This window comes from Rhizobium leguminosarum (assembly GCF_001679785.1).
In the GTDB taxonomy this organism is placed as follows: Bacteria; Pseudomonadota; Alphaproteobacteria; order Rhizobiales; family Rhizobiaceae; genus Rhizobium; species Rhizobium leguminosarum_R.
Map to the genome: position 1 here is coordinate 2,249,349 of NZ_CP016286.1, position 18,225 is coordinate 2,267,573.

The following is an 18,225-nucleotide window of genomic DNA, read 5'->3' on the forward strand; positions in this document are numbered from 1 at the left end:
CGCTCGGTGGAGCTTCGCCAGACCACGTCGAGCGGAACCTCTCGACGGCGGCACTGTCGTTCGGGTCATGAGAAAACCTCCAGGTCGATATCTGATTAGAACTGCCAGCCCGCCGGGACCCAGGCGTAACCCATGTCGGTCTTGAGCATTCGTCCGAGCCCGGGGAAAGGGTAATGAAACCCGAGAACAAGGAGCTTATCGGTCGCGGCCATATCGAATATGAGGCGGCGCGACGCGAGCGCGGTATCCTTGTCTCTGTCAGGTCCGGGTCGCCATGGATGGTCGATATTGACGACCGGGTGATAGGCAAGGTCCGCAGTGAGGAGCAGTTGGTCGTTTCCTGAGTGGACCAGGAATGTTGCCATGCCAGGCGTATGTCCGGGCGCAGCTATCGTGGTGAGGCCCGGCACGATTTCCGCACCTGCCTCGTAGAGCTCGATGTCCTTTGCGATCGGCTCGACACTCCGTTTGATCGCCGCTGCAAACCGGTCACGAAAGTCCCTTGGTACCGGCATGTAGGAGAGATCGGGATTGTTGCGCACAAAAAAATCCCAGTCTGCCCGGGGTGCGTAGACGATGGCCTTGGGAAACGCTTTTTTGCCTTCGGAAGTGCTGAGATTGCCGACATGATCAGGATGCGTGTGGGATACCACGATCGTGTCGACATCGCCTGCAGCGAGACCGATGGCCGCGAGATTGTCGAACACACGCCCCGCATTCGGTCCCATCGTGGCCCCGGCTCCCGCCTCAAGCAATATCCGCCTGTCGCCGACCTCGAGCAGCAGCGTGTTGAGTTGAAGCGTCATGTGATCGGTAGGAAGGAAAGCGTGGCGAAGGACTTCCTGCAGCTCGGCCTCCGGAGCATCGTTGGCATAGACCGTCGGTGGGCCGCCGATCACGCCATCGCTCAAAACTGTCGCTTTGATCTGCCCGACCCGAAATCGATAATATCCAACATTCCTGGCGTCCGGGCTCTGCACCTGCGCATTGCCTGATCCGGCTGAACCTCCGAGCAGCAGAGCGGCCGTTCCAGCAACCGCTGAAACCATGACCGTTCGCCGGTTCAATGTGAGACGATCCATTGCTTTTCCTTTCAGTCGACAATCCGCATGTGCGGTTGAGGTATTTAGATGACCTCAAATCACTGCGCTGATAAGACGAGCAAATCTACGCAGCTTGATAAGGTAGGCTTCGCAATGGATCAGTTTCGTTTGGATAGCCTGGATGTTTTTGCGGCGATCGTCAGGTGCGGCGGTTTCAGGGCCGCCGCCCTGGAGCGAGGCGTTTCATCATCGGCACTCAGCCAGACAATCAACGCTTTGGAAGAGGCGCTCGGCATCCGCCTGCTCAACAGGACAACAAGAAGCGTTTCGCCGACGGAGGCGGGACAGCGTCTCCTGCAGCGCCTCGGTCCAGCTTTGACGGACATCCGCCTCGCAGTCGATGACCTTAACCAGTTAAAGGAAAACCCCGCCGGCACCCTTCGCATCAATACGCCAGGCCCCGCAATCGATCACCTGCTCTGTCCGGCAATGTTCACCTTTATGGACACATACCCGGACATCAAGGTCGAGCTCATCAGCGATGCAGCGGTCATCGACATCGTCGAGCAAGGCTTTGACGCGGGCGTTCGGTTCGGAAAGCAACTGGCACAAGATATGATCGCAATACCGCTGGGGCCATCGCTTCGATACGCGATCGTGGCGTCGCCGGACTATATTGCAAAGCATGGCCTGCCTCTGACCCCCAATGATCTCGCCGGCCACAACTGCATTCGACGACGATTTCCCGGCGGCACGCTGGTATCCTGGAAATTTGAAAAGGGCGGAGACGCCCTCGAAGTCTTGCCGGAGGGACGACTGACGGTGAGTTCAGCACACAACGAATTGCAGGCCGCAGTCGCCGGATGCGGATTGGCCCATATCTTCGAGGACTACGCGACACCTTACCTGACGAACGGCCGGTTGACGGAGGTTCTGACGGACTGGAGCCCCCTTTTGCCAAGCTGGTATCTCTATTACCCGAGCAAAAGACACTCCAGCGCCGCCATGCGAGAACTGGTGAGCTTCTTGCGCTCCTACGATTGGAAGCTGTCCCGGATGCCGGCTTAATTGCACGGTCATGACCTACGCCTGACTCCCTTCTCGACCTGAAAGGACAACGCCGACGTTGACAGGTCGTGATCGGCGCGTCCGCGCCATGAATAGTCCTTCCGCTGCCAGTCCTCTCCATCATGCTCGGGATCGACGGACGGGAGCATCTACAATGGCACCCGTTCAGGCCCGTGATATGGATCCTCGGCTCAAGGCCGAGGACGGCGGAGAATGCAGCAGCAGCCCTCGCCAAGCTTTCTCCTGGCGAGCGCAACTCACCCCGCGAGCTCGATGATCGCGCAGCCGTAGCCTTCGAGATCGAGCCTACCGGCAACGGGCTTTTCGTCATCGAGGAGGTCACGGCCAGCGGGAATGCCGCCGATGGCGGCCGGCTGGTCAGTGTAGTTCTGGATGAACAGCAACTGGCGGTCGTTATTCATCCGCATGGTCACCTCGACGCCATCGGGAAGGTCGCCGATCAGCGGCTCGATGCCGACGGATGCAAACAGCCGCTCGGCAAGCGCTGCCGTCAGATCCGAGGTGAGATAGGTGCCGACATAGACCACCTGCCCCTTGCCGAGCTTGCGCGACGTCGCCATCGGCTGGCCCTCGGCATAGCGGTTGGACCAGGCCGCGACCACTTCGACATCGCCTGCGATCGCCAGGTTTTCGTAGAAGTAGCCGGCAGCCAGTTCGCGATTGCCGATCTTGAAGCGGCGTTCGCGGCGATGCGATTCCGCCGGCTTGTTCGGTGGAATGACAAGCCCGCCGGCGCGTCCTGCGAATTCGCTGGTCGGAATTTCTCGAACGTGCGCCTAGTCATCTCAAGCGGATCGCGGCCGGATATTTCGGCGTTTGATCGCGTTGAATTCCAATCTTTCGGTTGAGATCCCCAAGTGAATTTATGGCAGAATAAATTATAATACTATTATATCCAAATACGATAGATTGAAAAAGGATAAATTCTTTAGCGATTTTATAAATTTTAGTTTAAAGGTCGATAGTTTCGCGATTTTTCTTTATGCAGACTTACTGATACTTGCGTGAACGCATGAAGAACTTTCGAGCATTCCAGCTGTTACGAGCAGTGTTTTCTAGGTTTCACGCCTGATTTGGAACGAAGCGGATCAAAACGAGTTCCAAGAACAGCTGAGTTGAAACCGGTTATGGCTTTGCCTCGCCGGTCCCTATCTCCACGGCGGAACTCATCGAACAGCGCCCCGGTCTCTCTCGATACATCAGCGGCGACGTGATGCCACGTTCGCCGCCGTGGGCATCATTGCAAACTGAAGGTATCGTAACCACCTTTGATCTGACGGCAGCCATGTCACGGGCGCTGCTGTTTGAGGGCAATTTACCCTAGCCCCAAGAAGGAGGACGTCATGTCTTCCATTCACTTCTCAGAAATTGATGATCCAACCGACATCGGCCTTATCAGGACGGTCCTTCGAAGTGCCGGCTTTCGGGGCAGCCACGCTGTTGCAGACCCCGAAGAAAAGCGTGCCGCACTTACCTTTCTCAAAACGGAATTTCGAAATGGCGTATCTTCGGAAAACGAATTGTTGTCGGCGCTGAAACGTCGAGACGATCTTTTACGGCCGGCACTTCGACGAATGCAGGGGATATCGCAAATGACGCCGCGATCGCCTGAAAAACAGGCGGTGGCGAAATGACCCTGTCGTTTCCAAATTCGGCGCGCGGTTACGACGAGACGAAGCAGCACATTCGCGTCTGTCGGTCATGACCGCAAGTTTCAAGCAAGCGTGTGTGCATGAGCGTGCACGGGCCGCATACGAGCAGGTGGAAACAGAAGGCGCGCCCAGCACTCATGAAGGCGCATTTAAACTATCTCAGTTTCGATCTTCGGACTGTGCTATGATGAGTAATGGCACAGTTCTCCGCACTTGAAGCAGCCACACGGCGGGTCACCGATGATCGAATACAGATCGCGGTCCAGGAAGCCGAAATTGCCGGGGGCGTTCTCCGGGGCGAACCTACGTCTTTGGCTCGAGAAAAGCTCATGAGCTGTTTGCAGAATCTTCGATTTCACATCTTTGCGCGGGACCTGATCCAAGCAAGGATAAGCGTAGATCAACACCTGCCGCCCATTTCGAGGACATGAGTTCCACGAAACTGCATTAAACGACGAGCTGTAAATTCATTGCGTTCCCGCCTTCCTTCCCCAGACCGGCGCTCCACGATGATCGGTATTGAGCCGAAGCGGCTTCGGGCACGTTCCCTCGCCCCATTTAGGGGAGAGGGTTGGTGTGAGGCAGCTCTTTGGCTTCGACGCCACGCGCAAGCTCATCCCTTCAGTTCGATGATCGCGCAGCCGTAGCCTTCGAGATCGAGCTTGCCGGCAACGGGCTTTTCGTCATCGAGGAGATCGCGGCCAGCGGGAATGCCGCCGATGGCGGCCGGCTGGTCAGTGTAGTTCTGGATGAACAGCAACTGGCGGTCGTTATTCATCCGCATGGTCACCTCGACGCCATCGGGAAGGTCGCCGATCAGCGGCTCGATGCCGACGGATGCAAACAGCCGCTCGGCAAGCGCTGCCGTCAGATCCGGGGTGAGATAGGTGCCGATATAGACCACCTGCCCCTTGCCGAGCTTGCGCGACGTCGCCATCGGCTGGCCCTCGGCATAGCGGTTGGACCAGGCCGCGACCACTTCGACATCGCCTGCGATCGCCAGGTTTTCGTAGAAGTAGCCGGCAGCCAGTTCGCGGTTGCCGATCTTGAAGCGGCGTTCGCGGCGGTGCGATTCCGCCGGCTTGTTCGGCGGAATGACAAGCCCGCCCGAACGCTCCATCACATCGAAAAGCCCATTGGCGCCGGGGGCGGCGAGACGGCCGAAATCCTCGACACGCACGCCTGTGAGTTGCGACAGCGAGGTGCCGGGTGCGGTCTCGCGGATGACGTGATTGTCTTCGTTGCGCGTGCCGGTGCGCGCGCCGATGACGACGGTGCCGCCCTGCTCGGCGAAGGATTTCAGCCTCTCGGTCCATTCGTCCTTCCACATCACCCAATGGGGCACATAGAGCAGCTTCAGCTTGGAAAGATCGTCCTCGGGATGAATGAAACCGCAGGCAATGCCGAGGTCGTAGCAATATTGGTGCAGCAGGATCGCATCGTCCTGCGGGCTCGGCAGGCCGATCGGATAGGTCTTGTGCGCTTCCTGATTGTCGAAGTCCGAGCCGGCGATGCCGACATCCATGCGCACATAGGTGCCGAGGATCTTGGGCGCCAGCGCGGTCATCTCGGTCGCGAAGCGCTTGGCCTCCTCATAGCGGTGGCGGGCGACGTCGTCGTGATCGATGATGCCCATCCAATAGATCTCCGCGCCGAAATGGGCGGGCCGCCAGCGGAAAAACATCAAACCGTCGGCGCCATGGGCAACCGAGGAAAGCGCCATGCGACGCAGCTCCCCCGGCTCCGGCGTCAGCGTGCAGAAGCCCGGCTGGCTACCGAAACCCGACTGCTGCTCAGGCACGATGTAGTTGCCGGAGAAGCCGCGGCAGATATCGAGGTGCAGCGCTTGCACCTTGGCGTGATTTCCGAGCCGCTGGAACTCATCATAGAGCATCGGATAGATGTCGTAGCCGACGAAATCGAGATCGGTGGTGAACTGGCCGCGGAAGTCGATATCCCTAAGGCCCCCAAGATTGTGGAAGACGAACCAGGAGGGTTTGACGGCGCGCAGGATCTCGACCTGGTCGTGCTGGAAGCGCGCTGTCGAGAAGGCCAGGAAACGGTGATAATCCTGGAGGTGGCCGGGGCTCGGGAAAGTCGGGCCGAACTCGATCGGCAGCACCACCTGGTCGAAGCTGTCATAGGCCGTCGCCCAGAAATCGCCGCCCCATGCCGTATTGAGCTTGCCGATCTCGCCGTATCTGCCGGCAAGAAAGGCCTGGAATTCGGTGAGCGTCGCCTTCGAAAAGCTCTCCGGCATGCTGGTGTTCAACTCGTTGTCGGTCTGCCAGCCGATGACATAAGGGTTGTCGCGATAGTGCTCGGCCATCGCTTTGGTGATCCGCCGGCTGTGTTCGCGAAAGACCGGACTTGCCGTGTCGCAATGCTGGCGCGAGCCATGGCTCATCGGCCGGCCCTTGCCGTCGACCCTTAAGATCTCCGGATGCGCCACGGTCAGCCAGCGCGGCGGCGTTGCCGTCGGCGTGCACATGATCGTGTCGATGCCATAGCGCCCGAGCATGGCGATGGCGCGATCGAACAGGTCGAAATCGAAGGTGCCGAGCTGCGGCTCGAGAATATGCCAGGCGAATTCAGCCATTCTGACCACGTTGAAGCCGGCCCTCGCCATGCGCTCGGCGTCGCGCTCCCAGTAGCTTTCATCGACGTGCTCGGGATAGTGCGGGGCTCCGACGAGGAAGCGGTCGGTGTTGACGGGGTTCCATACGGAGAGGGTCTTGTCGGACACGGTGATGTTTCCTGTGATTATCTGTCAAGGGTCGTCTTGCGGGCGCTGATCGTGCGTCCGCCGTCGGGTGAGAAGAGATAAAGTTCGTCGGCGTCGAGCTTCAGCGCCACGTTCTGGTCGGCGGCAAAAGGCGCGACGTAGCTCAACTGCACCGTGATGTTGCCGGTGCCGCTTTCCGAGGCGATGGTCCTGAGGTTGCCGGCATCGACATAGAGAATGGTTTCGCGCCCGAGATGCTCGACCAGCCGGACCTGACCGTTGATCGCTCCGCCCTGCGCCCCGTCGGCGACCATCGATATGTTTTCCGGCCTCACACCGAGCGTCAGGCTGGTGCCCTTCGCCAGCACCGTCGCCTCCGCCAGTTCCACCGTCACCGGCACGAGGCCCGGTGCGGAGACCGTGACATTGCGGCCGGACACTTCGTCGACGGTAACGCCGAGGAAGTTCATCCGCGGGGCGCCGAGAAAGCCCGCGACGAAGAGATTGTCTGGGTTGCGGTAGAGTTCGAGCGGCGAGCCGACCTGCTCGATCACCCCCTGATTCAAGACGACGATCCGGCTCGCCATGGTCATGGCCTCCACCTGGTCATGGGTGACGTAGACCATGGTGGCGCCGAGTTCGGCATGCAGGCTGCTGAGTTCGACGCGCATCTGGGTTCGAAGTGCCGCATCGAGGTTCGACAGCGGTTCGTCGAAGAGGAAAACGTCGGGCGAACGGGTGATCGCCCGGCCGATCGCCACGCGCTGCCGCTGCCCGCCGGAGAGCTGCTTCGGCCGTTTCCCCAACTGGTCGGTGATCCTCAGGATCTTGGCTGCGCGCGCCACCGCCGCCTCGATCTCGGCCTTCGGGCGCTTGGCCATGCGCAAACCGAAGCCCATATTCTCCGCCACCGTCATATGCGGATAGAGCGCGTAGGACTGGAAGACCATGGCGATGCCGCGATCCCCTGGCTCCTGTTTGCTGACGTCGCGGCCGTTGATCAGGATCTGGCCGGAGGAGATCTCCTCCAGACCGGCGATCGTCTTCAAAAGCGTGGACTTGCCGCAGCCGGAGGGGCCGACCATGACGATGAACTCGCCTTGCGCTACGGAAAGGTCTATGCCGCGCAGCGCATGATAGGCGCCGTAATTCTTGTTGATCTGTCGGAGTTCGAGACTGGTCATGCGTCCTGGCTCTCTGCTGTTGAAAACTTGATATCGAGGCGCTGGCTCATCCCTTCACCGCGCCCATCGTCAGACCGGCGATGAAGTGGCGCTGCATCAGGAAGAACATGACGACGGGCGGCACGGCGACGACGATGGTGCCGGCGGAGATCAAGTTCCAGGCCGAGACCCACTCACCGCGAAGATTGGCAAGGCCGGCAGTCACAGGCTTGACGGAGTCGCTGACGGTCAGCACCACGGCCCAGAAGTAATCGTTCCAGATAAAGGTGAAGATCAGGATGGCGAGTGCGGCCAGCGCCGGCCGCACCAGCGGGATCGCCACATACCATAGGGTCTGGAAGGGAGACGCCCCCTCGGCGCGCGCCGCCTGGAACAGTTCATCGGGCAGTGCCGCGATGAAATTGCGCATGAACAGTGTCGCAAAGCCGGTCTGGAAGGCGACGTGGAAGATGATCAGCGCCGCGGTCGTATCGATCAGGTCGAGCCGGACCATCAGGTCGCGCACCGGGATCATCATGATCTGGTGCGGCAGGAAATTGCCGCCGACGAACAGCGCGAAGATCAGCATGTTGCCGGGAAAGCGATAGCGCGACAGCACGTAGCCGGCGAGTGTGGAGAGCACCAGCACGCCGATCACCGAGGGAATGGTGATCGTCAGGCTGTTGAGGAAGTAGCGGGCCATCGGCGTCTGCGTGAAGACATCAGTGTAATTGTCGACCACGCCGATCCCGGTCGGCCATCCCCACAGATTGCCGCCCATCACATCCTCGGTCGAGCGGAACGAGGTGAGGATGATCGCAAACAGCGGGCAGAGCCAGAGCAGCAGGACGATGACGACAGCGAGCACGTAAAGACGGCGCTGCCAGATGGCGGCATCGGGAATGGGACGAGGATACATCAGCCTCCCCTTTCTTCGGTATGGATGATGCGGCTGAGGTACCAGACGATGAAGACGGCCATGATCACGAACAGCACCGAAGCGATCGCCGCGCCGTAGCCGAAGCGGTAGGAGAAGATCGACTGCTCGAACATCTGGTAGGCGAGAACCGAGGACGAACCGAACGGGCCGCCGTTCGTCATCACCGACACCATGTCGAAGGACCTGAGCGCCCCGACGACGGTGACGGCAATGGCGATGAAGGTGACCTGGGTCAGCTGCGGCAGCACGATGTGCCACAGCATGTTCCAGCCCCTCGCCCCGTCGACGCGCCCCGCCCCGATCAGCTCTTCGCTCAAATTGTTGAGGCCGGCGAGATAAAGCACCATGCAGAAGGTGATCTGCGGCCAGAGCGCGGCAATCACGATCGCAAAAGTGGCGAAATGCTCGTCGGAGAGAACCGCCGGCGCCGTCGCCCCGAACGCCCTGAAGATCAGCGCCAGCAACCCGAACTCCGGCGTATAGACCCATGTGAAGACGACGCCGACCGTCACCGAGGCAAGCACCAGCGGAATGAAGAACAGCGACTTCAGGAAGCGCATGCCGCGGATTTTCTGGTTGACCAGCAACGCGATGGCGAGCCCGAGAGGTGGTGCTGCCATGAACATCACCAGCCAGATCAGGTTGTTCTTCAGCGACACGTAAAATTGCGGATCGTTGTAAAGCTCGACGTAATTGCCGAAGCCGATCCACACCATCGGGCCGAAGCCATCCCAGTCGTGCAGGCTGATCCAGAGACTTCTTACCGCCGACAGCAGGATGACCGTGAAGAACAGCACGATCGCGGGCGCGATGAGCAAAGTCGGGGTAAGCCACCAACGCTGGCGGCGCCATAACATCAACATATCAGGAGCCTCATATTATAACGGCGCTATGCCCCCAGGCGAAGAGCAGGCTGCGGGCCTCAGGCTGCTGGCAAAGCCCGCCAACCTCTCTTTCGTCATGCTTGGCCTTGTCCCGAGCATCTGCCCACGCCGATGCGCAGCAGATCCTCGGCACAAGGCCGAGGATGACGTCGAGTGAAGGGCGGTAGCTTGCCAACAAACTGGGCTGAGACGTCCAGGTCAGATCTTGTAAATCCGCTTGCGCGTGCCTTCGAGGCGCGTCAGGATCGCCTTGCGCCGGTCGGGTTTGGCCATGAACTCCTGGAAGCCGACGAGACCTGCCTGCGCCATGTCGGGGTCGCTGTCGCGGTCGTAATATTGCGACGTGCCCTGCACCGTCTTCATCGTCTCGACGGCGACGTTGACCAGCGGATCCTTGCTCGGCGGCAGATCGCTGCGTGGCGGCACGTTGCCGCCCGGCTCCAGATAGGCCGCCAGATTCTCCGGCTTGTAGAAATAAGCGAGGAAGTCGCGTGCGCCCTGCTTGTTCTTGGCTTTTGCGGGAATGTGGATCGAATTGACCGAGAACTCCTCGAAGTGGCCGACCTTGGCGTCGAGCACCGGGAAGGTCGCATAGGAGAGCTGCGGCAGATCTTCGGCGGTGAAAGCCGAGCGCAGGAAAGCGCCGAGGTTCATCATGCCGGCCTTCTTCTGCGCCAGCAGCGCCGCGGCCTCCTGCCAGCCGAAGGACGTATGGTTCTCCGTGAAGAACCCCTTCGAAATCATCGCCTCCCACTGATCGAAAACCGCCGTCAACGCGGGATCGAGATAGCTCATCTCGCCGTTCATCAGCGCCATATGCTTGTCGAGGCCGTTGACGCGAAGGTTCATCTGGTCGAACCAGCCGGCCGCCGGCCACAATTCCTTGGTGCCGATCGCAACCGGCGTGATGCCCGCGGCCTTGCACTTGTCGCCATAGGCCATGAACTCGTCGGCCGTCGTCGGCACGTTCAGACCATGCTGCTCGAACACATCCTTGCGGTAGAACATGCCCCAGAGCGTGCCGCCAGTGGGAAGGCCATATTGCTTGCCCCCGTCGGTGACGGCGCCGGCCGTGGCACCCAGCACGTCCTTGTACTTCTCCTTCTCGAAAAGGTCGGAGATGTCGTCAAACAGGCCGCGCTTGACGAAGGCGCGCATGCGGTTGCCCGAAAACCAGGAGCAAATGTCAGGCGCGCCGGCGACGAGATAGTTGCGAATGGCCGTCTTGTGGGCCTCGTGGTCCATATTGTTGATGACGACGTTGACGCCGGCTTCCTTGCTGAAGCTAGCGGCGATCGCCTTCAGCGCGTCGAGCGCAGCGCCATTGTTTTCGGCCGAGATCATCGTGACCTCTTGGGCCTGCGCGATCGCAGGGATCGGAAAACTGCCGGTGACCGCAGCGGCAGACACCATGCCCGCACCCTTCAGGAAGCTCCTGCGGGTGGTTGACGGAAATTGCTTTGAAAATGCCATTGAATTCCTCCCAGTTGATCGATCGACACAGCCTGGCCCAAGCGGCCTCCTCCTTGAAGCGCTCGATCAGGCATTCAACGCGCCGATCCATCCGTCGTCCCAAGGCGTATAATCCGCCTGGCTCAGTTGATCGGCGGCCAAACTTATGCATAGATCGAACCAGCTCGCAATAATTAATTTACAAAATTAAGGAATGTATCGTGAAGTTAAAAGGCGACCAGACCACGGCGAGAGCCATGAACCGACGCCTCATCCTCAACCTCCTCCGTCGCGAGGGGCCGAGGAGCCGCGCCGATATCGCCACCGTCATCGGCTTGAGCCCGGCCGCAGTCACCTTCGTCGTCGCCGACCTTTTGGAGGAAGGCATCGTCATCGAAGGGAAGACCGTACCCGGCCTCACCGGCCGCCGCCCGATTCCGGTGGATATCAATTACGAGCACGCGCTTGCCGTCGGCTTTAAGCTGATGGTGGATTCGGTAGAGTGCGTGGCAACCGACCTCGCCACCAACCCCGTCGCCGCCATGCGGGTAAGCCTCGACAGCCACGACCCCGATAAGGTCGCCGACCTGCTGGCCGGCACGGTTCCCGAACTGGTGAAGCTCGCCGGCCGGCCGAACGCGAAGCTCGCCGGTATCGGCATCTCCATGCCCGGCGTCATCAACCACGAACAGACGGCCTGCGTGCGCAGCTACCGATTCAAATGGGACAATGTCGCCCTCGCCTCACTGGTCGCCAGCCGCGTCCATGTCCCGGTCTGGCTGGAGGACGACACCAACGCTTATGCCATCGCCCAGCAGCTCTTCGGGCTCGGCCGCCAGCATCGCAACATGGCGGTTCTGGCTGTCGGTGTCGGCATCAGTTGCGCACTCGTCATCGACGGCAAGCTCTATCGCGGCGCCAATGGTGCTGCCGGCAAATTTGGCCACACGCTTTACGAGGAGAACGGCCGGCTCTGCGAATGCGGCAAGCGCGGCTGTCTTATGGCCTATCACTCCGAAATCTCGATGCTCCGGCGCTGGCGGGAAGCGACCGGCCGCGAGGAACTGGGACTGCCGGAATTGTCGGCTGCGCTCGCATCAGGCGATGCCGCAGCCCTCGCCCTCGTCGCCGATTCCGGCCGCGGCATCGGCACTGCTCTTGCCAACCTCGTCAACATTACCGATCCCGAAGTCATCGTCGCCGGCGGCGAAGCCGTCTCCCTCGGCGACCCTTTCCTGACGCCGCTGCGCGAAGCCCTCGCCGCCCGGACCTTCCGAACCGCCCCACCGCTCTTGCCCGACTGGGAAGACAATTCCTGGGCCCGGGGTGCCGCCGCTCTGGTCACCCAGAAAATATTCGACTTCGAGTCCTCCGGCGGCATCACGGACATTGCCAATCTTACCGGCGTCAGACCGGTGGACTCATCGTCGGCCGCCTAATTCAGGCAATGGCGTCACCCACGTTCCCTCATTCCTGTGCTTGTCACAGGAATCCAGCCACGGCGCGTCCGCGCCGTGATTGACTCTGCTGCAGGAACAAGTCTCCCGCGCCCAGGGACCTGGGCGCACTGGATCTCTGTGACGAGCACAGAGATGAGGGAGATTGGGTTGGCGTTCTCGCCAACCCCGCACCGCCTCTAAATAGGACCACGTCAGAGCAGCCTCACGACTGATCGCACCGCAGATACACTGGCTTACAAAAATGCGGGTTTGCCGACACATCCCAGGTTCAATCATCGACTTAAATCCCGATACGGCCAACCGGTCGGAAAAAGGTCAATTCAAGAAGGATGACGACATGAAAATGATCCAGGCTATCGCGCTCGCCCTTGTTCTCGGCGGCGCAGCTGCTGCACACGCGGAACAGCCGCTACAGCGCACCGATCTACTCAAGAGCGATATCGATGTGCCCGGCCACGAGGTCGTTCAGGTCCGCGTCGATTTCGCGCCCGGCGTTCTCGCCCCCAGTCACTCGCATCCCGGCGAGGAGATCGCCTTCGTCATCGAAGGAACGCTGGAATACCAGCTCGCGGGCAGGCAGCCGGTTACCCTTAAAGCCGGCCAATCCTTGTTCATTCCTACGGGCGTTGCTCACTCTGCGAAGAATGTCGGCAGCGGCAAGGCTTCGGAACTGGCGACTTACATCGTTCGCAAAGGGGCGCCGCTCGTCGTGCCTGCCAAGTGAGCCGTTCATATAACCGGTGATCAGGCCGGCACCACTTTTCTTCCCATTCCTGTGCTCTCGCAGGAATGGAGGAAACGTGGGTTTGGCTGCCCATTGATGCGAATTCGCTTTGCCGCGCCGCCCTTCGGGACCCGTTTGCCGGGAGAGGGTTATGGTGAAAGGCGTCTGAGCCAGCGACGACCAACCACACCACTTGCGTGCGGGCCACCGTTTCACCCTTGCGGTCGCCTTCCATTCACGGCAGCATGTCCGTGTTCTCAATCATCTGAACCTCTCACATCAGGAGGATTACCATGGCAACGTCGGAGCGGCCGGCCTTTGTCGTCCATTGGAGCGAGATCGAACGGCCTGACGGCTCGCATTATGACGATGACGACGAGTTGATGAGCATCGGTGCGCCTTTCGGACGATATTTCGGCCTGGCGAAATTGGGCATTCATCACGAGCGCTTGCCGCCTGGCCGGCGCACATCCTTTCCGCATGCCGAGAGCGCCGAGGAAGAATTTGTCTATGTCATCGAAGGCGCGCCCGACGTCTGGCTCGATGGCCACCTGCATCGGCTGAAGCCCGGCGACGCCGTCGGCTTTCCTGCCGGCACGGGGATCGCCCATAGTTTCCTCAACAACACGCAAGCCGAAGTGCACCTCCTCGTCGTCGGCGAGCGCCACAAGGCCGAGAACCGCATTTTCTACCCGCTCCACCCTCACCGCAGACCGCTGCATAATGATTGGTGGGATGACCATCCCCTTCACGCCCTCGGTCCGCACGATGGTATGCCGGACCTGGTGCGGGAAGCAAAGGACCGAGGAAACAGCGGATAGATCAGCCAGGCCGATAGCCGGCCGCAATAGCAGCTTCGCGCAAGGCGGAGACCAACGCTTGCTTGGAGCTTCGACAGTCATCGGAGAAGGCCAGCCAACCGCAACAGCTCGTCATTTTCGTTTGCAACGCCCTCCGTCAGCCGCGCGGCGGCAATCGCGGGAAGCCAGGCCAGAATGCCGCTGACTTCCGATTCGGTGACCGAGGCATAAGCCTCGACATAGCCCATCGCCCGGTCCGGCATCGCATGGTGCAACAGGACGTATGTTCGGCAGACATCGGCCAGAGGATTGCCGCAGCAGGCGTCGAGCCAGTCGACGATCATGAACCCCTGCCCCGACCCGTGGATATTCCATGGGTGAAAATCGCCGTGACACACCCTGTCGCCATCCTGAAGAGAATCAAGTTTCGACAGGAGCCGCTTTCTGGACGCAGCATCCAGCCCCTCGGCTCGCCGGATCCTGGCGGAAAGCCTGGCCATGAGAGACGGCAACCCTTCGCCGGGTTTTTCGTGAATGCTTCGATGCAGGCGCGCCATGTCTTCAAGCGGCGCTCTTCCTGCCGTCGAGACGAATTGGCCGGCAAAACAGGAGCTGGGCGCCCGATCCATCAACACGCCCCAGCGCCCATCGAATTCACCGACCGCGTGGACCTTTGGCGCCGGCAGCGCGAGCCTCTCAAGAATCGACAGGTTCGCGGCTTCCCTGAATGACGACGCCTTGGAGGCGGCGCGCCTGTACAGCTTCAGCGCCAGGGCGCCATATTCGAAGACTTCGGCCTCTTTACCCGAACCAAGGATCCGACCGATTTCGGTCATTGCGGTGCCTCAATTTCTGATTTCAGCAGATTGCATGGTGATCTCGCGAGAAATGCCGCGATCACCGCCATCGCAGTTTGCCACGGTCGACCAAAACGGGGGAGCGAAATTGTCGAGGCAGCACCTGCAGGCGGCACGCTTGGCCGGCGGCCATAGGCCTCCAAAGAGACGCCGGGCGCTTGCATCTGGATGCGCTCCATGCGTTGGATTCGTCCTTAAACTAATCCGGATAATTTGTCAGAGGAGCGTCGACGATGAGGACCGCCATCATATTCGACTGTGAATTTCTTTGCCTGGAAGGCTCGCAACGCAGATTTTGGTGCGCGGCCCACGATCCCGATCCTGTCATTGCGCAGATCGGAGCCGTCAAGCTTGGCCTCGAGGGCGAGTTTCCGATCCTCGATACGCACAAGTCCTATGTTCGGCCCATCGATCGCTTCGGTAAGCAGTATCCGCTCGATCCTTATTTCACCAATCTGACCGGCATCACCGAAGAGGATATCGACGCCCATGGCGTGGCGTTGGAGGATGCCCTTTCCAGCGTCGACAGCTTCTCGGGCGGCGCCCGGTTTTGGTCGTGGGGCAAGGACGAGCTGAACATGTTGGCCATCAGCTGCTATGTCGCAGGCATTCAGCCTTCCATCCCGGCCCGCCGGTTCGACAACGCCGTCAAGCTTCTCGTCGCTGCGGGCATGCCGATCGAGGTTTTGGCAAAGACGCCCAGCAACAAACTGGCCGACTATTACGAGGTCGAACATCCTCCATTGCGTGGGCATGACGCGCTCGACGACGCTCTGTCGATATCATACACGCTGCAACATCTGATGAAGAGCGGAAAATTGCAGCCCGAGGTTTTCCACCGAACCTGAGGACAGAGAGAACGTCCCGATCCTCCCCTACCGCGCAAACCTGCAGGCGCCGGCGACACACAGGATGACGGCAACGGTCACGGCGAGCATGGCTGAGGTCACGGGCTCGTGCAGCAGGGTTGCGGCAAGCGCCAGGCCGAAGAACGGCTGGAGCAGCTGCAATTGGCCGACGGCGGCGATGCCGCCCTGCGACAGGCCGCGATACCAGAAGATGAAGCCGATCAGCATGGAAAACAGCGAGACATAGGCAAGACCGAGCAGCGCCGGCGCTTCGATGCCGGAGAAGGTTGCCGGCCGATGGAAAAGCGCGACCACAACCGTCACCGGCAGCGACAGCACGAGCGCCCAGGAAATCACCTGCCATCCGCCGAGCGTGCGCGACAGCCTGCCGCCTTCGGCATAACCGAGGCCGCAGACGACGACGGCCGCCAGCATCAGCAGATCGCCGACCGGCGAGGCCGTCAGGCCCTGCGTCAGTGCAAACCCCGCCACCAGCGCGCTACCGAGAACGGAAAACAGCCAGAATGCCGGCTTCGGCCGTTCTCCGCCACGGATCACGCCGAAGATCGCGGTTGCGAGCGGCAGCAGGCCGATAAAGACGATCGAATGGGCTGACGTGACATGCTGCAGCGCCAAGGCCGTCAGCAGGGGAAAGCCGACAACGACGCCGAGCGCGACGACGGCCAGGGAGAGAATATCACCTCGGCTCGGCCGCTTCTCTCTGAAAGCAATCAGCAGGCCGAGCGCGAGAAAGCCGGCGATCGCCGCGCGCGCCACGGTGAGGAAGACGGGATCGAACTGCATCACCGCCACGCGGGTGGCCGGCAGCGATCCGCTGAAGATCACCACCCCGATAAAACCATTGATCCATCCCGATGCCATACGGTCCATGATGCGCTGCACTCCTTCATTCTCTGACTCTTATCGGCCAACACGGATGGTCATGGCAGTGACGGTCTGATACGATTTTTCAAAACTGTAGTGATGCAGAAAGCAATACAGATGAACGAGGGACGCACACGCGTGGAGATGGTCGTCGCGACGATCCGGCAGCGCATCGCCGGGCGCAGCTTGACGCCGGGCTCAAGACTGCCTTCCGTCCGGGGACTGGCTGCGACGTTGAAGCTGTCGACGTCGACCGTCGTCGACGCCTATGAGCGGCTGGTCGCCGAAGGCGCGATCCTGGCAAGGCCAGGCTCTGGATTCTACGTCGCCAACCAGGCAGCGCCCTTTGCGCTTGCAGAGGCCGGCCCGAAGCTCGACCGCGCGGTCGATCCGTTCTGGATATCGCGGCAATCGCTTGAGGCCGGCGAAGCCGACCTGAAGCCCGGCTGCGGTTGGCTGCCGCACTCCTGGCTGCCGGCGGACGGCATGCGCCGCGGGCTCAGAACACTTGCCCGCGCCGACGGGCCGGCGCTTGCCGAATACGGCTCTCCGCTCGGCTTGCCGCAACTGCGCCAGCTGATTTCCCGCCGCATGAGCGAACGGGGGATCGAAGCCTCCCCGGATCAAATCATGCTGGCCGATTCCGGCACGCAGGCAATCGATCTGCTCTGCCGCTTCCTGCTGGAACCCGGCGACACGGTGCTGGTCGACGATCCCTGCTATTTCAATTTCCATGCGCTGCTGCGCGCCCATCGGGCAAAGATCGTCGGCGTGCCCTACACCGCGTCCGGTCCCGATATCGAGATGTTTGCGCAAGTCGTCGCCAATGAGCGTCCGCGGCTCTACATCACCAACTCCGCCATCCACAATCCGACCGGCGCAACCTTGTCTCCCGTTACGGCTCACCGGGTTCTAAAACTCGCCGACCACTTCGACTTGACCATCATCGAAGACGATATCTTCGCCGATTTCGAATACACGCCGGCACCCCGCCTTGCCGCCTTCGATGGGCTCGAGCGGGTCATTCACATCGGCAGTTTCTCGAAAACTCTGTCGGCATCGGCCCGCTGCGGCTTCGTCGTGGCGAAACCGGAATGGATCGACGGCCTGACAGACCTCAAGATCGCCACCTCCTTCGGCGGCGGCCGGCTGACGGCAGAGCTGGTGCTGAACGTCTTGAGCGACGGCAGCTATCGCAAACACATGGAGACGCTGAGACACCGGCTCTCCCGGGCGACGAGCGAGGTCTCAGCCAAGCTGAAGAATCTCGGTATAACGCCCTGGCTGGAGCCCCAGGCCGGGATGTTCCTCTGGTGCCGGCTGCCCGATGGCATCGATGCGGCCGATGTGGCGCGGGCCGCACTCGAAAAGAGAATCGTTCTGGCTCCCGGAAACGCATTCAGCCTGTCGCAATCGGCAACGAATTTCATGCGCTTCAACGTGTCCCAAACACTCGATCCGCGTGTTTGCGAGGTGCTGAGCGACATCCTGCAGAAAGAGAGGCATTAGACATAAGGGGGCTCTTCGGCGGCAATCGTCCTCGTACTGGTGGCCATCTGCGTAAGACGCGGGGAACACAGTCGCCTGCCCGCTATGCCTCATATACATATTCATTTTTCTTTAAATGCAGAGAGTTAGAATTCGCACATGCCGAATGATCACCAAGTCTGGAACTTTGGCCTGATCATTGCTCCGAAGAAGGT

Annotated in this window: 16 protein-coding genes and 1 pseudogene; 7 read left to right on the top strand and 10 right to left on the bottom strand. The window is 60.6% G+C overall.

Features of this window, described 5'->3' with window-relative positions; all coding sequences use genetic code 11:
• Positions 1 to 95: 95 nt before the first annotated feature.
• Positions 96 to 1,082 (bottom strand): MBL fold metallo-hydrolase, encoded by a 987-nt coding sequence (locus BA011_RS11295; protein ID WP_065280524.1) that lies wholly within the window; start codon positions 1,080 to 1,082, stop codon positions 96 to 98.
• A 48-nt stretch (positions 1,083 to 1,130) separates the two neighbouring features.
• Here BA011_RS11295 and BA011_RS11300 point away from each other — a divergent pair, with 48 nt between their 5' ends.
• A complete protein-coding gene (locus tag BA011_RS11300) occupies positions 1,131 to 2,111 on the top strand; it encodes a LysR family transcriptional regulator (protein ID WP_151343453.1) in 981 nt (326 codons plus the stop codon).
• Between the two features lie 257 nt (positions 2,112 to 2,368).
• Here the strand turns inward: BA011_RS11300 and BA011_RS11305 are convergent.
• Positions 2,369 to 2,869, bottom strand: a pseudogene (locus tag BA011_RS11305) (Beta-galactosidase C-terminal domain); the annotation flags it as partial.
• Positions 2,870 to 3,475: 606 nt separating this feature from the next.
• Between BA011_RS11305 and BA011_RS44250 the strand changes: the two are divergent.
• Positions 3,476 to 3,766: a hypothetical protein gene (locus BA011_RS44250; RefSeq protein WP_186806543.1), complete on the top strand. Its 291-nt coding sequence runs from the start codon at positions 3,476 to 3,478 to the stop codon at positions 3,764 to 3,766.
• Between the two features lie 631 nt (positions 3,767 to 4,397).
• Here the strand turns inward: BA011_RS44250 and BA011_RS11315 are convergent.
• The 5 genes from BA011_RS11315 to BA011_RS11335 form a co-directional block, all read right to left on the bottom strand.
• Positions 4,398 to 6,530, bottom strand: coding sequence for a beta-galactosidase (locus BA011_RS11315; protein ID WP_065280528.1), 2,133 nt, complete (start codon positions 6,528 to 6,530; stop codon positions 4,398 to 4,400).
• A 17-nt stretch (positions 6,531 to 6,547) separates the two neighbouring features.
• Complete coding sequence (locus tag BA011_RS11320) at positions 6,548 to 7,693, bottom strand: ABC transporter ATP-binding protein (RefSeq protein ID WP_065280529.1); 1,146 nt, start codon at positions 7,691 to 7,693, stop codon at positions 6,548 to 6,550.
• A 46-nt stretch (positions 7,694 to 7,739) separates the two neighbouring features.
• Positions 7,740 to 8,591: a carbohydrate ABC transporter permease gene (locus BA011_RS11325; RefSeq protein WP_065280530.1), complete on the bottom strand. Its 852-nt coding sequence runs from the start codon at positions 8,589 to 8,591 to the stop codon at positions 7,740 to 7,742.
• Positions 8,591 to 9,475, bottom strand: coding sequence for a carbohydrate ABC transporter permease (locus BA011_RS11330; RefSeq protein WP_065280531.1), 885 nt, complete (start codon positions 9,473 to 9,475; stop codon positions 8,591 to 8,593). The genes BA011_RS11325 and BA011_RS11330 overlap by 1 nt, the downstream gene beginning before the upstream one ends.
• Positions 9,476 to 9,694: 219 nt before the next feature.
• The gene (locus BA011_RS11335; RefSeq protein ID WP_065280532.1) at positions 9,695 to 10,969 is read right to left on the bottom strand and encodes an ABC transporter substrate-binding protein; all 1,275 of its coding nucleotides are present in this window, start codon (positions 10,967 to 10,969) and stop codon (positions 9,695 to 9,697) included.
• Between the two features lie 200 nt (positions 10,970 to 11,169).
• Here BA011_RS11335 and BA011_RS11340 point away from each other — a divergent pair, with 200 nt between their 5' ends.
• The 3 genes from BA011_RS11340 (at position 11,170) to BA011_RS11350 (ending at position 13,953) form a co-directional block, all read left to right on the top strand.
• Positions 11,170 to 12,387 (top strand): ROK family protein, encoded by a 1,218-nt coding sequence (locus BA011_RS11340; protein ID WP_065280533.1) that lies wholly within the window; start codon positions 11,170 to 11,172, stop codon positions 12,385 to 12,387.
• Positions 12,388 to 12,745: 358 nt separating this feature from the next.
• A complete protein-coding gene (locus tag BA011_RS11345) occupies positions 12,746 to 13,132 on the top strand; it encodes a cupin domain-containing protein (protein WP_065280534.1) in 387 nt (128 codons plus the stop codon).
• A gap of 293 nt (positions 13,133 to 13,425) precedes the next feature.
• On the top strand, positions 13,426 to 13,953 hold the full coding sequence (locus tag BA011_RS11350) for a cupin domain-containing protein (RefSeq protein WP_065280535.1): 528 nt from the start codon (positions 13,426 to 13,428) through the stop codon (positions 13,951 to 13,953).
• 77 nt (positions 13,954 to 14,030) lie between these two features.
• Here the strand turns inward: BA011_RS11350 and BA011_RS11355 are convergent, their stop codons facing one another.
• Positions 14,031 to 14,768 carry a phosphotransferase family protein gene (locus BA011_RS11355; protein ID WP_065280536.1) on the bottom strand — a complete coding sequence of 246 codons (738 nt, stop codon included), beginning with the start codon at positions 14,766 to 14,768 and terminating at the stop codon, positions 14,031 to 14,033.
• Complete coding sequence (locus tag BA011_RS41530) at positions 14,765 to 14,968, bottom strand: hypothetical protein (protein ID WP_151343455.1); 204 nt, start codon at positions 14,966 to 14,968, stop codon at positions 14,765 to 14,767. The genes BA011_RS11355 and BA011_RS41530 overlap by 4 nt, the downstream gene beginning before the upstream one ends.
• Positions 14,969 to 15,022: 54 nt before the next feature.
• Between BA011_RS41530 and BA011_RS11360 the strand changes: the two genes are divergently transcribed.
• A complete protein-coding gene (locus BA011_RS11360) occupies positions 15,023 to 15,637 on the top strand; it encodes a 3'-5' exonuclease (protein ID WP_065280537.1) in 615 nt (204 codons plus the stop codon).
• A gap of 27 nt (positions 15,638 to 15,664) precedes the next feature.
• On the opposite strand, the gene BA011_RS11365 is transcribed toward BA011_RS11360, so the two are convergent.
• On the bottom strand, positions 15,665 to 16,528 hold the full coding sequence (locus tag BA011_RS11365) for a DMT family transporter (protein ID WP_065280538.1): 864 nt from the start codon (positions 16,526 to 16,528) through the stop codon (positions 15,665 to 15,667).
• 90 nt (positions 16,529 to 16,618) lie between these two features.
• On the opposite strand from BA011_RS11365, the gene BA011_RS11370 reads away from it, so the two are divergent.
• Complete coding sequence (locus BA011_RS11370; RefSeq protein WP_065280539.1) at positions 16,619 to 18,031, top strand: PLP-dependent aminotransferase family protein; 1,413 nt, start codon at positions 16,619 to 16,621, stop codon at positions 18,029 to 18,031.
• The last annotated feature ends 194 nt before the right edge of the window (positions 18,032 to 18,225 follow it).

Bases quoted from the DNA above. Each gene is read 5' to 3' on its own strand.
- BA011_RS11295 (WP_065280524.1), bottom strand. From the start codon at position 1,082: ATGGATCGTCTCACATTGAACCGGCGAACGGTCATGGTTTCAGCGGTT.
- BA011_RS11300 (WP_151343453.1), top strand. From the start codon at position 1,131: ATGACCTCAAATCACTGCGCTGATAAGACGAGCAAATCTACGCAGCTT.
- BA011_RS44250 (WP_186806543.1), top strand. From the start codon at position 3,476: ATGTCTTCCATTCACTTCTCAGAAATTGATGATCCAACCGACATCGGC.
- BA011_RS11320 (WP_065280529.1), bottom strand. From the start codon at position 7,693: ATGACCAGTCTCGAACTCCGACAGATCAACAAGAATTACGGCGCCTAT.
- BA011_RS11325 (WP_065280530.1), bottom strand. From the start codon at position 8,591: ATGTATCCTCGTCCCATTCCCGATGCCGCCATCTGGCAGCGCCGTCTT.
- BA011_RS11330 (WP_065280531.1), bottom strand. From the start codon at position 9,475: ATGTTGATGTTATGGCGCCGCCAGCGTTGGTGGCTTACCCCGACTTTG.
- BA011_RS11335 (WP_065280532.1), bottom strand. From the start codon at position 10,969: ATGGCATTTTCAAAGCAATTTCCGTCAACCACCCGCAGGAGCTTCCTG.
- BA011_RS11345 (WP_065280534.1), top strand. From the start codon at position 12,746: ATGAAAATGATCCAGGCTATCGCGCTCGCCCTTGTTCTCGGCGGCGCA.
- BA011_RS11350 (WP_065280535.1), top strand. From the start codon at position 13,426: ATGGCAACGTCGGAGCGGCCGGCCTTTGTCGTCCATTGGAGCGAGATC.
- BA011_RS11355 (WP_065280536.1), bottom strand. From the start codon at position 14,768: ATGACCGAAATCGGTCGGATCCTTGGTTCGGGTAAAGAGGCCGAAGTC.
- BA011_RS41530 (WP_151343455.1), bottom strand. From the start codon at position 14,968: ATGGAGCGCATCCAGATGCAAGCGCCCGGCGTCTCTTTGGAGGCCTAT.
- BA011_RS11360 (WP_065280537.1), top strand. From the start codon at position 15,023: ATGAGGACCGCCATCATATTCGACTGTGAATTTCTTTGCCTGGAAGGC.
- BA011_RS11365 (WP_065280538.1), bottom strand. From the start codon at position 16,528: ATGGACCGTATGGCATCGGGATGGATCAATGGTTTTATCGGGGTGGTG.